This is a genomic window from Marinomonas sp. FW-1, from assembly GCF_005222245.1.
Classification (GTDB): Bacteria; Pseudomonadota; Gammaproteobacteria; order Pseudomonadales; family Marinomonadaceae; genus Marinomonas; species Marinomonas alcarazii.
On the sequence record NZ_CP025987.1, the window covers coordinates 2,896,085 to 2,909,447 of the forward strand.

14 protein-coding genes are annotated in these 13,363 nt (G+C 43.5%); 7 read left to right on the plus strand and 7 right to left on the minus strand.

What is annotated here, in order from left to right:
* Window positions 1-62: 62 nt before the first annotated feature.
* Both C1X04_RS13430 and C1X04_RS13435 read right to left on the minus strand, forming a co-directional pair.
* The gene (locus tag C1X04_RS13430) at window positions 63-1,679 is read right to left on the minus strand and encodes a chloride channel protein (RefSeq protein ID WP_245927087.1); all 1,617 of its coding nucleotides are present in this window, start codon (window positions 1,677-1,679) and stop codon (window positions 63-65) included.
* A 169-nt stretch (window positions 1,680-1,848) separates the two neighbouring features.
* Complete coding sequence (locus C1X04_RS13435; RefSeq protein WP_110577231.1) at window positions 1,849-2,277, minus strand: Lrp/AsnC family transcriptional regulator; 429 nt, start codon at window positions 2,275-2,277, stop codon at window positions 1,849-1,851.
* Between the two features lie 159 nt (window positions 2,278-2,436).
* Between C1X04_RS13435 and yjeH the strand changes: the two genes are divergently transcribed.
* Both yjeH and luxS read left to right on the plus strand, forming a co-directional pair.
* Entirely contained in the window at window positions 2,437-3,714 is a 1,278-nt protein-coding gene (yjeH, locus tag C1X04_RS13440; protein WP_137170225.1) for an L-methionine/branched-chain amino acid transporter, read from the plus strand.
* A gap of 64 nt (window positions 3,715-3,778) precedes the next feature.
* Window positions 3,779-4,291 carry an S-ribosylhomocysteine lyase gene (gene luxS, locus C1X04_RS13445; protein WP_137170226.1) on the plus strand — a complete coding sequence of 171 codons (513 nt, stop codon included), beginning with the start codon at window positions 3,779-3,781 and terminating at the stop codon, window positions 4,289-4,291.
* A 77-nt stretch (window positions 4,292-4,368) separates the two neighbouring features.
* Here the strand turns inward: luxS and C1X04_RS13450 are convergent, their stop codons facing one another.
* Window positions 4,369-5,004 carry a LysE family translocator gene (locus C1X04_RS13450; protein ID WP_110577228.1) on the minus strand — a complete coding sequence of 212 codons (636 nt, stop codon included), beginning with the start codon at window positions 5,002-5,004 and terminating at the stop codon, window positions 4,369-4,371.
* A gap of 302 nt (window positions 5,005-5,306) precedes the next feature.
* Here C1X04_RS13450 and C1X04_RS13455 point away from each other — a divergent pair, with 302 nt between their 5' ends.
* Complete coding sequence (locus tag C1X04_RS13455) at window positions 5,307-6,182, plus strand: DMT family transporter (protein ID WP_137170227.1); 876 nt, start codon at window positions 5,307-5,309, stop codon at window positions 6,180-6,182.
* On the opposite strand, the gene C1X04_RS13460 is transcribed toward C1X04_RS13455, so the two are convergent.
* The 3 genes from C1X04_RS13460 to C1X04_RS13470 form a co-directional block, all read right to left on the minus strand.
* Window positions 6,179-6,625 carry an Lrp/AsnC family transcriptional regulator gene (locus C1X04_RS13460; protein WP_137170228.1) on the minus strand — a complete coding sequence of 149 codons (447 nt, stop codon included), beginning with the start codon at window positions 6,623-6,625 and terminating at the stop codon, window positions 6,179-6,181. The genes C1X04_RS13455 and C1X04_RS13460 overlap by 4 nt on opposite strands.
* A gap of 81 nt (window positions 6,626-6,706) precedes the next feature.
* Window positions 6,707-7,198 carry an acetolactate synthase small subunit gene (gene ilvN, locus C1X04_RS13465; RefSeq protein ID WP_110577225.1) on the minus strand — a complete coding sequence of 164 codons (492 nt, stop codon included), beginning with the start codon at window positions 7,196-7,198 and terminating at the stop codon, window positions 6,707-6,709.
* Between the two features lies 1 nt (window position 7,199).
* On the minus strand, window positions 7,200-8,912 hold the full coding sequence (locus C1X04_RS13470; RefSeq protein ID WP_110577224.1) for an acetolactate synthase 3 large subunit: 1,713 nt from the start codon (window positions 8,910-8,912) through the stop codon (window positions 7,200-7,202).
* A gap of 436 nt (window positions 8,913-9,348) precedes the next feature.
* Between C1X04_RS13470 and C1X04_RS13475 the strand changes: the two genes are divergently transcribed.
* Together C1X04_RS13475 and queG are read left to right on the plus strand one after the other, a co-directional pair.
* Window positions 9,349-9,609: a hypothetical protein gene (locus C1X04_RS13475; RefSeq protein ID WP_110577223.1), complete on the plus strand. Its 261-nt coding sequence runs from the start codon at window positions 9,349-9,351 to the stop codon at window positions 9,607-9,609.
* A gap of 58 nt (window positions 9,610-9,667) precedes the next feature.
* Window positions 9,668-10,741 carry a tRNA epoxyqueuosine(34) reductase QueG gene (gene queG / locus C1X04_RS13480; protein ID WP_137170229.1) on the plus strand — a complete coding sequence of 358 codons (1,074 nt, stop codon included), beginning with the start codon at window positions 9,668-9,670 and terminating at the stop codon, window positions 10,739-10,741.
* A gap of 3 nt (window positions 10,742-10,744) precedes the next feature.
* Here the strand turns inward: queG and C1X04_RS13485 are convergent, their stop codons facing one another.
* Window positions 10,745-11,602, minus strand: a complete 858-nt coding sequence (locus C1X04_RS13485) for an acyl-CoA thioesterase II (protein WP_110577221.1) — start codon at window positions 11,600-11,602, stop codon at window positions 10,745-10,747.
* A gap of 183 nt (window positions 11,603-11,785) precedes the next feature.
* Here C1X04_RS13485 and moaA point away from each other — a divergent pair, with 183 nt between their 5' ends.
* The gene (gene moaA, locus C1X04_RS13490) at window positions 11,786-12,811 is read left to right on the plus strand and encodes a GTP 3',8-cyclase MoaA (protein ID WP_110577220.1); all 1,026 of its coding nucleotides are present in this window, start codon (window positions 11,786-11,788) and stop codon (window positions 12,809-12,811) included.
* 12 nt (window positions 12,812-12,823) lie between these two features.
* Window positions 12,824-13,363 (plus strand): molybdenum cofactor biosynthesis protein B, encoded by a 540-nt coding sequence (gene moaB, locus C1X04_RS13495; RefSeq protein WP_110577219.1) that lies wholly within the window; start codon window positions 12,824-12,826, stop codon window positions 13,361-13,363.

Genomic DNA, 13,363 nt, shown 5'->3' on the forward strand with positions numbered 1-13,363 from the left:
AAAGGCAAACAAGCTTCAAAATAGTAAGCAATTGCCCATAAAAAATTTAATAAAAAAGTGCACTAGTCACTTTTCAGTAAAAATTGATCCACACGGTGACGAGATACCAAACTATAAGAGTCACTTGATGTCGATACCAACACCTCAGTCAAACCGGTTTCTTGAAACCAAGCCAACATAGCCTCTAATGATGAAGGTTCATCTATCACTGGTATACTTACGGAATCTAACGCCAAAGATAAGTTCATCTTCACTTTATCCTCTTCCGAAACCAACCAAATTTGTGGACCTTGATCTAGCATTATCAATGCATCTAATACCGCTTTTCGTCTAAGCAAGCGTAGCTCATCACCATGTTCGAAAGCGATATAGTCTACCATACTTGATGCTAAATCCTTCACCCGCTCAATAGAAACGACCTCAGGGAACATCAACACTTCTTCGGCAACGGGCTTAACTGTATGGTGTCGAAGGTAGCGTTGAAAAGGGGATATTGTCGAAGACATTCCCATAAAACTTAACCTTTCAACAAAAACCGATTCTTGATGACAAAACACTCGCACTAGCAAGCAAGCCAACACGATAACAAACAAAGCTGGAACAATAGCCGCAGACGAGTGTGTCATTTCTATAATGGCAACCAATGCCGTGAGTGGTGCTTGAAAGCAGGCCGCCATCATTGCGGCCATGCCTAATAGAGCAAACAAAGCAATATCCGCTACATTATTATCAAACACTAAAGCGACTTGAACACCAGCCAAGCCCCCGATGATAAAAGTCGGTCCAATCATGCCACCTGGAATACCTAAACCAATAGTAAGAGCAGTCAAAACCGTTTTAACCACAATTAACAGCAACAAAGAATAAAGGACCAAATCGCCCGATAGCAAACGAGAAAGAGAAAGGTAGCCACTTCCTAACGACTCAGGTAAATAAATCGCCGCCAATGTCGTAGCAATCGCGACCAACAAAAAACGCCACCAAATAGACACTCCACTAAAACGCCACAGGCTTTTTTGAGTGTGAAGAAATAATGCCGATAGCAATACAATAACAACAACTAAAATAGAACAAGCAACAAACAAGTCCGTTGAAAGCAACACAGAGGAGATACTTTCAATACTAAAAATATCCAGCGGCCCAATGACATAATGACTCACTATGGTAGCAATGACCGAAGACAGTAATACAGGCAAGACATAACGCTGTCGGTACTCGAGAAAGATAACCTCGAAAGCAAACAAAACACCCGCTAAAGGCGTTTGAAATATTGCCGAAATAGCTCCAGCAACGCCACAAGCTAATAACGTTTCCACACCGTATTGAGGCAACTTAGCCTTCTCAGCTAAGTAGCCACCAAGCGTTGCCCCAAGATGAACCGCTGGGCCCTCTTTACCAATAGAAAGACCACCAACCAAAGCGATTGCCGCAGAGAAAAACTGTACAACCGCATTCCATACAGGCAAGTTTCCATGATGATGATTTAAACGTTCAATCACATAAGGGACACCGACTTTTTGCAACTTACGAGGTACAACAGTAAAAAGCAGCGCCAAAACAACACAAGCAGAAAGAGAAAGCCCAATACGCCATTCAACCGACAGAAGCTCAAACGAATCAAAATCAGAGCCAATCAAGGATCGAGTAGGCAAATAGATCACAGCGTAGAAAAACGCCATCAAAAGACCACTTAACAATCCGCAAAAAGCACCAAGAGCCGCCAGAACCAACAAATCATCATAAGATTTGGCTTTAGCAGACCAGTTTTCCCTTAAATTTAATCGTTTCAGAAGGCCTCTCCATTATTAGGACACGTTCATTCAATCAAGCAGTCGAGCTAAACACCACTCACCAACGATCTAATCGTTGAGCAAGGCACATATGTGTCACCACTTTGTGTAGATTAGGCCACGTCTCCATTTTTTCACGTATTTCATTCAACCTATCCATTGATGATGCTTGCACTAACAACAGCAAATCAAGATCGCCACTAATTGAATGAGCTAATTTAACTTCTGGAATACTGTTAATCAAAGGTAAGACTTGATCGCAGGATAAAGGTCGAAATGTCAGAGCAATATAGGCGCTAACTCCTTTTTCTTTTGAAACTGACGTATGGGCGTGATAGCCAGTAATAGTTCGATTATCTTCCATGCGACGAATTCGTTCAGTCACTGCCGAGCGTGATAAATTCACTTGGCGACTGATATCAGACACTGACATTCGAGCATCATCTACCAGCAACGCTAAAATTTTTTGATCATAGTGATCGGCCACTCAAGCCCCCTTGTAAAACATAATCACTCAACTTGACGGTCATTCCGGCAAAATGCGCCTTAATGGGGTCAACTTGCATAGCGTATCGATAATGTAAGTATTTTATCCTTAGCAGCAATAAATAACAGCCACTGAATTTAACAAGTACAGGCAAAACTCATGACGCAATATCAAAAAACTCTTGGCCCTCTTCAGGGCATTGCAATGACAGTAACCACCTTTATCGGAACAGGGCTAATGATCTTACCTGCTATGTCGGTCGCGCAGGCTGGTTCCTTTGCTTTTTATGCTTGGTTAATTACCGCCACCATGATTATCCCCATTGCCTTTATTTTTGCTTTGCTTGGTTCTAAATACCCTTCTGCTGGCGGGGCATCTCATTATATTGGGCGTGCATTTGGTTCACGTTATGAAAAAGCTGTCGGCTGGTTGTTTTTAAGTATCTTATTAGTCGGCCCGGCGGTTGCCATCAAGGTCGCCGCAGCGTACTTAATCATTATATTTAAAGCGCCAGACGAATGGATTCTCGCCTTCAGCCTCGTCACTCTGGCTGGCATGCTGTTCTTTGCCATCGTAGGCATGCAAACTTCGGCTCGCTTTCAAACAGGTGTCGTCATTGTGATGATTGCAACCATTGTATGGCTATGTTTTATTGGCGACATTGCCGATAGCCGCCAAGTAATAGAGGCACCGATAACGAGTTCAGAATGGCAGCAAACTCTATACGCAACAGGCGTTATATTTTGGTGTTTTTTAGGCATTGAAGTCATGGCTCATATGGGCGCTGAGTTTAAAAACCCAACCAGAGATTTCCCAATCGCCTTATTAGGTGGCATCACCATCGTTATTCTTGCCTACCTAAGCTTGGTGCTGCTTATCGCTTGGCACCATACTTATGGCGATGAGGTTACCAATAGCCAGTCTTTAGCACTTTTGGTAAGTAAACTCATGGGCGAAACCAGTAGCCGATTCTTTGCCGTTGGTGCCTATGTAATCGCCTTCGCCAACGTCGCTATTTATATCTTAGGCTTTTCTCGCATGGTGCAATCCATGGCGCAGCAAGGTGCACTGCCCAAGTCCTTTATCAGACTGAATAAAAATGGCTCGCCAGAAAGAGCCGTCCTGTTGGTGGGTGTTATTACACTATTCTCTATTGTGTTTTCTGAACTATCAGGCTGGAAGATGTCATGGTTTATTGAAATGACAAACGGTAGTTTTTTGCTAATTTACACACTCACCTGTATTGCCGCATTCAAACTGGTTAATCGAGTCACTCAAATACTAGCCATGCTTGCCCTGATGAGCTGTGGCTTCATGGTACTTTTCATTGGCCAAAGCATGCTATTCGCTGTCATCGCTTTTTGTTTGGCCCTCAGCTATGAATCTTTGAAGTCACCAAAAAGCCCAATCAAAGATTCAAAACTTCATGTACAATAACGCCCATTAATATCATCATTAAAACAGCAACGATGATTTCGTTAAGTTAAGCAGGAGAGTTTTTATGCCATTATTAGACAGTTTTCGTGTCGATCACACTCGTATGGACGCGCCAGCAGTTCGCGTTGCTAAGTCTATGTCCACACCTAAGGGTGATGACATCACAGTATTTGATTTACGCTTCTGTGTGCCAAATGAAGAAATTCTTTCAGAGAAAGGCATTCACACACTAGAGCATTTATTTGCTGGCTTTATGCGTGAACACCTAAACAGTGACAATGTAGAGATCATCGACATTTCCCCAATGGGCTGCCGTACGGGTTTCTACATGAGCTTGATCGGTACCCCTTCAGAAGAAGCGGTTGCGGCTTCTTGGAAAGCGGCAATGGAAGATGTATTGAAAGTGAAAGCCAAAGCCGATATTCCAGAGCTGAACGAATATCAGTGCGGCACTTACAAAATGCACTCCCTAGAAGAAGCGCAAAAAATCGCGAAAATGATTCTAGACCGTGACGTGAAAGTGAACAGCAACGAAGAACTCTACCTAAGCGAAGAGTTCTTAAAAGAGCACAGCTAAGCGCCTTTCGATGCTCCAATATAAAAAAGGTGGCTATATGCCACCTTTTTTATTGAGTTCAAGAAAGAATATTGACCTTAAGAACGCGTCGCTGTTGCTAAAAAAGCACTCGCTGCAACAAACACACTTCCCATACCACGATTAAGATTTTTCATGCCATTCGGGCTACGAATCAAACGTCGAATTTGCTTACCACTCATCGCATAAACATAAGCCGCGATAAACTCAGTACAGCAAAATGTTAATCCCATCCAGAAAAATTGCATAGGAACAGGCTGACTAAGATCGAGAAGCTGAGGAAAAATTGCCGTAAATAGCAATACCGCTTTAGGATTACCAATCGCAACCAAAAACTCTTGACGCATTCTCGCAAAATGTCCGCGTTTTGCCTTGGTGCCTATCTCACTTTCATGCTCCTCAAGAACAATGGCAGCACTTCGCCATGTTTTGATACCAACATAAAATAAATAAGCAACACCAAACCACTTAATAACACCAAACCAGAAGGCTGAAGAGACGATGATTGCACCCAATCCTAGCGCAGAAACCAACATCAAAAGACTAAACGCACAGTTTCGACCAACCACAGCAATAACCGCTTTTGTTGCCCCAACCTGAATGCCATTATGCATCGCTGTAAAATTATTGGGACCAGGCCCTAACGAAAGCAACATTAATAACGGCGCGGTTGCCAACCAAACACTGAATGTCATAACAACGGAATCTCTTAATATATACCTGTGGGATGGTGCCATTACACCTTGAAATTGGGCGCCACTGTACAATTAAACAACACACATGTCAGCCTATTTTTTAACCTTTTCGACTATCAAACAATGAATGTATTAAGCGGGTTTAAAATCAAATAGTTAACTCCCTTCATTTATCAAAGCAAAAGCTTAAATTTATTTTTTTATCCAAAGCCAAACTCACTCAGAAGCTTTTATTTCAACTGTGGAAAAACACCCCCTATCCGTAAAATAGCCATTCCATTACCACTAACCAGAGAGTCACTATGTCTATTTCACATGTTTTTTTATGGGCCACCGCTGCCATTTGGGGTCTTGCCTTTGTCGCCCAGAGCGTTGGCATGGAAAGTCTTGGACCACACAGTTTTAACGCTGTACGTTTTCTATTAGCAACATTGTCGCTTTTACCTTTACTGTTGATCTTTAAAATCAAACAATCCCAGAACAATACCAAATTGTGGTTAGGTGGCTTAGCTGCGGGAAGCTGCTTATTCTTGGGCTTTACCTGCCAACAAATAGGCTTGCAATACACTACAGCAGGTAACGCAGGCTTTATCACCAGCATGTACATTGTGTTCGTGCCTATTTTAGGGCTTATGCTTGGTCATAAAACCGAAAGACATACTTGGGTTGGCGTTGGGCTTGCGTTAATTGGACTATACAGTTTGACTGTTGGGCCAAACCTATCTGTCAACAAAGGCGACGCGATAGAACTCCTAGGTACCTTTTTTTGGACAGGACATGTCTTATTGATAAGTTATTTATCTCGATATGTATCGGCTTTACCACTGTCTATCGTACAGTTTTCCGTAGCAACAGTACTAGCCGCACTCACCGCTTTCACATTGGAAGCACCCACAATTGAAGGCATCAAAATGGCTTGGTGGCCGTTAGTTTACGCCGGCGTTGCTTCATCAGGCATTGCTTTCACACTGCAAACATTGGGACAAAAAAATGTTTCCCCCAGCGTAAGCGCACTTATTCTTTCGTCCGAAGCGGTATTTGCCGTATTAGGCGGATGGATATTTATGGAAGAAATGCTTTCAACACGCGCTTTGGTTGGTTGTGGTTTTATAATGACCGGAATGATTATTAGCCAATGGCCTAGAAAAGCGATCCCTACCAAAGTCGCGGTAAGCTAATCCTCTTGAGCGATATTTAATGGCATGACGCGCTTAACTGGTGTGGTCATTATCATCATGGTGTTGGTATCGCTTAAATCAATTAACCGCTCTAATAATGCATCAAGTTTAGACATAGACTTTACGCCGACTTTGAGTACAAAAGCATAAGGTCCTGTCACGTTATAGCACTCGATGACTTCATCCAGATCCATAATGAGCGCTTTAAATTCTCGCTCTTTGGTGCGATAAACTTGGCACTCCACTAAAGCGGTAATGGGAATACCTACTTTCTCTAAATTAACTTGCGCACTGTAGCCTGTAATGACCCCAGACTCTTCAAGCTTTCTTACTCTCTCTGCGACCGCAGGCGCCGTCAGATGAACCATTTTCCCCAGCTCTGCGAAGGTCAAACGGCCGTTGTCTTCCAGCAGTTTAAGTAACTTCCAATTCGTCTTATCCATTTAGCCTCCATTGTGACGTCATCAGATTTCCATAAAAAAGCCGCGAATAATCGCGGCCTTTTTAATCTAGCTATAAGGAGATTACAAAGACAATGTCTTTTCACCACGAGCAATACCAGAGACACCAGTTCGAACCACTTCAAGCAAATGAGCACCGCCCAATGCCTGCAAGAATCCGTCTAGCTTATCGGATTCACCTACGATTTGAACTGTGTAAATAGAAGGTGTCATATCAACTATGTTGCCACGAAAGATATCAACCGTACGTTTCACTTCAGCGCGTTGAGCACCAGTGGCACGAACTTTCACTAGCATCAATTCACGCTCAATATGCTGACCTTCAGTTAAGTCCACCAGCTTCACCACATCTATCAACTTGTTCAGTTGTTTGGTGATTTGCTCGACAACCTGATCGGAACCAAACGTCGTCAATGTTAAACGCGATAACGTCGGATCATCCGTTGCCGCTACGTTCAACGATTCAATGTTAAAGTTACGCTGAGAGAACAAACCAACTACTCGCGACAAAGCACCCGGCTCGTTTTCCATCAATACAGAAATAATATGTCGCATATTAGGTACGCTCCGTCTTGCTCAAGAACATATCGCGCATCGCGCCACGAGGCACTTGCATTGGATACACATGCTCTTCTGGATCCACGTAACAGTTAATGAAGACCAACTGGTCTGTCATCGCAAACGCTTCTTCCATCTTGGCATCAAGTTCATCTTTAGTTCGAATTTCAACGTATTTATGGCGATAAGCATCCATCAATACTTTAAAGTCTGGCAATGAATCCATGTAAGAGTTTGAGTAACGACCTTCATAGTTCATATCTTGCCACTGACGAACCATGCCTAAATAGCCATTATTCAAGCACAAAATTTTCACTGGCAAACCGTATTGCAAACAGGTAGAAAGCTCTTGAATATTCATTTGAATACTGCCTTCGCCCGTTACACATACAACCGTTTCTTCAGGGAAACTCATCTTCACACCCATCGCAGCAGGCAAACCAAATCCCATTGTTCCTAAACCACCAGAGTTAACCCAACGGTTTGGTTTATCGAATTTGTAATACTGCGCAGCAAACATTTGATGCTGACCTACGTCGGAAGCAACAAAAGCGTCACCTTTAGTGGCACGCCAGCAAGCTTCAATGGCCGCTTGTGGCTTAATTTTATCGCTACTCGTGTCGTAACGACCACCGTGCACTAAACGCCATTCATTAATTTGCTTCCACCAGCCAACAAGTGCTTCGGTGTTTGAGCTTTGACCTTCAACCAAGGACAGCATCTCTTCCAACACTTGGTGAACAGGACCAACGATTGGTACATCCGCTCGGATGGTTTTAGAAATGGCAGCAGGATCAATATCAATATGAATGATTTTCGCACCAGGACAGAATTTATCAGGGTCATTTGTTACGCGGTCATCAAAGCGAGCGCCAACAGCTAAAATCACATCGCTGTGATGCATTGTCATATTCGCTTCATAAGAACCATGCATTCCCAACATACCGACAAACTGTTTATCTGTTCCTGGGTATCCGCCCAAGCCCATCAGAGTGTTAGTAACAGGGACATTCAACGATTTCGCCAGCTTTACTAGGTAATCAGATGCACCACCCATAATAACACCACCACCTGCATAGATGATGGGGCGCTTAGCAGCAAGAAGAAGCTCAACCGCTTTCTTGATTTGACCGCTATGACCTTTCGTTGGTGGGGTATAAGATCGAATAGAAACCGATTCTGGGTATTTATATTCGTATTTATCACCAGGCATGGTCATGTCTTTAGGAACGTCAATCACAACTGGGCCAGGACGTCCTGAGGTCGCAATGTGATACGCCTTTTTCATGATCATCGGAATTTCAGAAGGATGCTTAACTGTGAAGCTGTGCTTCACAATTGGGCGAGACACACCGATCATATCCGTTTCTTGGAACGCATCTTCACCGATCAGATAACTCATTACCTGACCACAGATAATGACCATAGGAATAGAGTCCATATAAGCGGTCGCAATACCCGTTACCGTATTGGTTGCACCCGGACCCGATGTTACGAGAACGGTACCCGCTTTACCTGTAGCACGTGCATAGCCATCGGCCATGTGCGTAGCAGCCTGTTCATGCCTAACCAGAATATGCTTCACATCAGACTGACGATGCAAAGCATCGTAAATATGAAGTGCGGCTCCACCTGGATAACCATAGATATATTCAACTCCCTCATCTTTGAGGAAGCGGGCGATCATTTCACCACCGGATAATAACTCCACCTTGTTACCCTCTATAGTATTTATCTGTCTTTTAGTTTTAGTGCAGTCATTGTAACCGCATACGACAAGCAGATTAAAGTTGATAGAACGAAGTTTGCAAAACTAAATGAAGTAACTTTTAAAAACGAAGAACATTTAAATAAAAGTAGGAACACTCAACGCAATAAATCGCAGTTTTTACACTGCCCGCGTCTTTTCGCGAGGAGAAGTATAGGATAACAATATTGCGTCATTCTATACTTGTGCTTATCAGAAAAAATCTGATTGAGATGAGCTAGTGGCCCATAAAACGGAGTCATCGACAGGGTGTTGTCGAATTATATAGCGCTCCATTCTGTCTTTGTACCTAAGATTTGTCAACACAAAGCACATAAAAACTTGCTCTAGTCCACGCTTCATGGTGTCATAGCCACATAATTTGATTAGGAGTTTTACCATGGCTAATGAGCTGAACCAACAACGTATTATTGACGAATTTCTACGCTGTTTTCGTAAAATGTTGATGGACCCAGAACTCGCTGGTGAGTTAGTCCGAATAGCTAAAGAAAATATCAATCAGCCTAATGCCTACCAGCGCATTGCCGAAGAAGTGTCGAACCAAACAACAATAAAAATCCAAGAAGAGCACACTGAAGCGGATCGAAAGTTCATCAAACTATTGATGGACGTCGTAAAAGGCGACTCACAGCTTTACTAATTTTTTGTTTTACACGCTAGGCTGCTTTCTGGCCTAGCGCCCATGTTTCGGTACCCAATTGCTTCCTTTGATTTTATCCAGCCCTGAAGAGCTAAACCAACTTGCTGATGATATTAAATCATGGGCAATAGAGTTTGGTTTTGCCGAAGCTCGTATCGTCGAGCCAGATCTAGCACAACATAAAGACGACTATAATAAGTGGCTTGATAATGGCTATCAGGCAGGTATGGACTACCTTGCCAACCATGGTGATATGCGTTTTTATCCTGAGCAACTTCACCCAGGAACTCGTCGTGTTATCTCCCTTCGCATGCATTATCTCCCTCAATCGGTCGAAACCGTTGAACGTCTTAAAACCAAAGATAAAGCCTATATTGCTCGTTATGCACTAGGGCGTGATTACCATAAGCTCATTCGTAAACGCTTAACTCAACTGGCCAAGAAAATAGAACAGACTGTCGGTGATCACGGCTACAGAGCTTTTGTCGACAGCGCTCCCATTCTAGAAAGACAAATTGCCGAACAAGCAGGAATGGGTTGGATTGGCAAAAATACACTTTTGCTCACACCTAAAGCGGGCAGTTGGTTTTTACTTGGCGAGATCTTCACCAACCTCCCCCTTCCTGTAGATGCGCCCACCGCGACAAGGCATTGCGGCAGCTGTACGGCCTGTTTGACCCAATGCCCAACGGATGCGTTTGTCGAGCCATGGGTACTGGATGCAGGGAAATGTATTTCCTACCTAACCATCGAACATAAAGGCTCTATACCGGAAGAACTTCGTAGTAAAATGGGCAACCGAATTTTTGGGTGTGACGATTGCCAGCTGGTATGCCCTTGGACCAAGTTTGCCAAATACACAGCGGAAGACGACTTTCAACCAAGACATAGCCTAGACTCAGCGGATCTAGTTGAATTATTTGAGTGGGACGAAGAAACCTTCCTAAAAAATACCGAAGGCTCTCCTATTCGTCGAACAGGCTTTGAAAACTGGCGTCGAAACATTGCCGTAGCACTGGGCAACGCCCCCACCAGCCCAACCACTATTCAGGCTCTAGAAAATGCGCTCCCGCACTCGTCTGAATTAGTGAAAGAGCACATCGTTTGGGCATTAAAACAGCACAACAATTGACAGCTAACGAGAGTAACGCAATAAACCTTCTTGAGCAGTTGATGCAACAAGCTCACCTTTTTGGTTAAAAATTTGTCCACGAACGAACCCTCTCGCGGCACTCGCTGAAGGCGAATCCGCCACATACAGCAGCCATTCATCCAATCTAAATGGACGATGGAACCAAATAGCATGGTCTAAGCTCGCTACGTTCAGATAAGGGCTACCTATCGAAATCCCATGAGGCATCAAGGCCGTTTCAATAAAACCATAATCGGTTGTGTATGCCAGCATAGATTGATGTACCAATGCATCATCAGGCAAAGCCGATACACTACGAATCCACATATGGCGTTTCGCAATACCGGGACGCGGACGAAACGGATTTTGGTTCTCTACAATGCGATATTCTATCGGCCGATCGGCGGTAAATAAATCTCGTACTTTCGATGGAATCTCATCCGCATGCTCTCGATAGAGCGACAACTCAGATTTAAAAGATTCAGGCCCAGGAACATTCGGCATTGCCTCATGGTGATCCAGCCCCTCTTCCGTTATATGAAAGGACACTGTCATCGCCAGAATACTTTTACCAAACTGCGACGCGATTACTCGCCTTACACTGAAGCTTCCACCATCTCTAACCACTTCCACGTCGTATTCAATAGGATGGGACGAGTCGCCAGGACGTAAAAAATAGCAATGCAAAGAGTGAGGAAATCGACCGTCAACCGTTTGAGTCGCAGCACTCAAACCCTGACCAATAACCTGACCACCAAACAGTTTCGGAAAACCTATGTCTTGGCTGCGACCAACAAATTGAGTCTCTGAAATTCGCTCTAACTTTAGCAATTCAATTAAATGCTTAACAACCTGACTCACCTCTTTCTCCTACTTTTAACCCAGCGCAATGGTGTCTATTATCGCGCGATTTTATTCATTGGCTGAACCCAAAATATTTATATATTAAAAATAACGTCAGAAATTATACTTAAACCGTCTTAGTACTTTGCTAAATAGACATTTTTTTGCTTCTATGGGCGTATAACTATTGGGGTAATTTTCTTGGCGACGTCCACTTTAATCGATCCATTTGGTCGAAAAATAGACTACTTACGCATATCTGTTACTGACAGATGTGATTTTCGCTGTACCTATTGTATGGATGAAGATGTTACGTTTTTAGCTAGAGACCATATTTTATCTTTAGAAGAAATTGTACACGTAGCAAAAACCTTCATCGCCATGGGCACGAAACGCATCCGAATTACTGGCGGAGAGCCTTTAGTGCGTAAAAACATTCTTTGGGCCATCGAGCAAATAGCGAATACACCTGGCCTAGAAGAACTGACGATCACAACGAATGGCTCACAGCTTTACAAAATGGCGCAACGCCTGCTGGATGCAGGTGTGTCACGCATCAACATTAGCCTTGATACCCTTAAAGCGGACCGTTTTCACACACTAACTCGCAGAGACAAATTCCAGCAGGTTATCGATGGGATAGAGCTTGCAAGTAAACTGCCTTTCAAGCGCTTAAAGATTAATAGCGTGATGCTGAAAAATCATAATGATGATGAGCTGTTTGACCTTGCCCAATTTGCCTTAGACAGAAAAATGGACATCAGCTTTATCGAAGAAATGCCGCTTGGTATTATCACCGACCATAACCGTGCTGCTACTTATCTATCCAGTGACGACGTCATAGAAACACTGGGTTCTAGGTATGAGCTTACCCCCAGCTTAACGACGACCAGTGGCCCAACACGTTATTATCAAGTGACAGGCTATGAGCACAAGATTGGGGTAATTTCGCCACATAGCCACAATTTCTGCGACACCTGTAACCGAGTGAGATTGACAGCAGAAGGCCGTTTATTACTTTGTCTTGGTAATGAGCACTCAAAAGATTTGAAAAACGTGCTTCGTAGTCCTTCATACTGCTCGACGCCACTAAACTCGAAAGATCACGATGCAACAGCATTAGAAAACGCTATTATTGAGGCCCTCGCCCTCAAACCACATAAACATCATTTTAACCTCGATGAAGCTCCACAAATTCTCCGCTTCATGAGCGCGACTGGAGGCTAAATAAGGATTCCCATGGCTAAAACACCCACACCTTTTCGCCCATTAAATATCAGCGTTTTAACCGTTTCAGATACTCGTTCTATTGCTGAAGACACATCTGGCGATGCGCTTATTGAATTACTGACAAAAGCAGGCCACAAACTCAACGAGAGAAAGCTAGTCAAAGACGATGTGTACCAAATGCGTGCCGTCGTTTCTAACTGGATAGCGGATTCCGACACGCATGTAATTTTAATCACAGGCGGCACAGGATTCTATTCTCGCGACAGTACACCAGAAGCGATGACCCCCTTATTTGATAAAACGATAGAAGGCTTTGGTGAACTATTTAGACAAATTTCTTATACAGAAATTGGCACTTCCACCATTCAATCTCGTGCAATCGCAGGATTGGCGAACCAGACTCTGATCTTTTGTTTACCTGGCTCTACTGGAGCGTGTAAAACGGCATGGAATGGTATTTTAGAAGAGCAGCTTAATGCTTCTCACAGACCCTGTAATTTTGTCAGCATGCTGATTGGACCGTACTCTGAAAACCAGCATGGGGCGTAA

Excerpts from the sequence above, each read along its gene's own strand:
- C1X04_RS13430 (WP_245927087.1), bottom strand. The coding sequence starts at position 1,679 with ATGGCGTTTTTCTACGCTGTGATCTATTTGCCTACTCGATCCTTGATT.
- yjeH (WP_137170225.1), top strand. The coding sequence starts at position 2,437 with ATGACGCAATATCAAAAAACTCTTGGCCCTCTTCAGGGCATTGCAATG.
- luxS (WP_137170226.1), top strand. The coding sequence starts at position 3,779 with ATGCCATTATTAGACAGTTTTCGTGTCGATCACACTCGTATGGACGCG.
- C1X04_RS13450 (WP_110577228.1), bottom strand. The coding sequence starts at position 5,004 with ATGACATTCAGTGTTTGGTTGGCAACCGCGCCGTTATTAATGTTGCTT.
- C1X04_RS13455 (WP_137170227.1), top strand. The coding sequence starts at position 5,307 with ATGTCTATTTCACATGTTTTTTTATGGGCCACCGCTGCCATTTGGGGT.
- C1X04_RS13460 (WP_137170228.1), bottom strand. The coding sequence starts at position 6,625 with ATGGATAAGACGAATTGGAAGTTACTTAAACTGCTGGAAGACAACGGC.
- ilvN (WP_110577225.1), bottom strand. The coding sequence starts at position 7,198 with ATGCGACATATTATTTCTGTATTGATGGAAAACGAGCCGGGTGCTTTG.
- C1X04_RS13475 (WP_110577223.1), top strand. The coding sequence starts at position 9,349 with ATGGCTAATGAGCTGAACCAACAACGTATTATTGACGAATTTCTACGC.
- moaB (WP_110577219.1), top strand. The coding sequence starts at position 12,824 with ATGGCTAAAACACCCACACCTTTTCGCCCATTAAATATCAGCGTTTTA.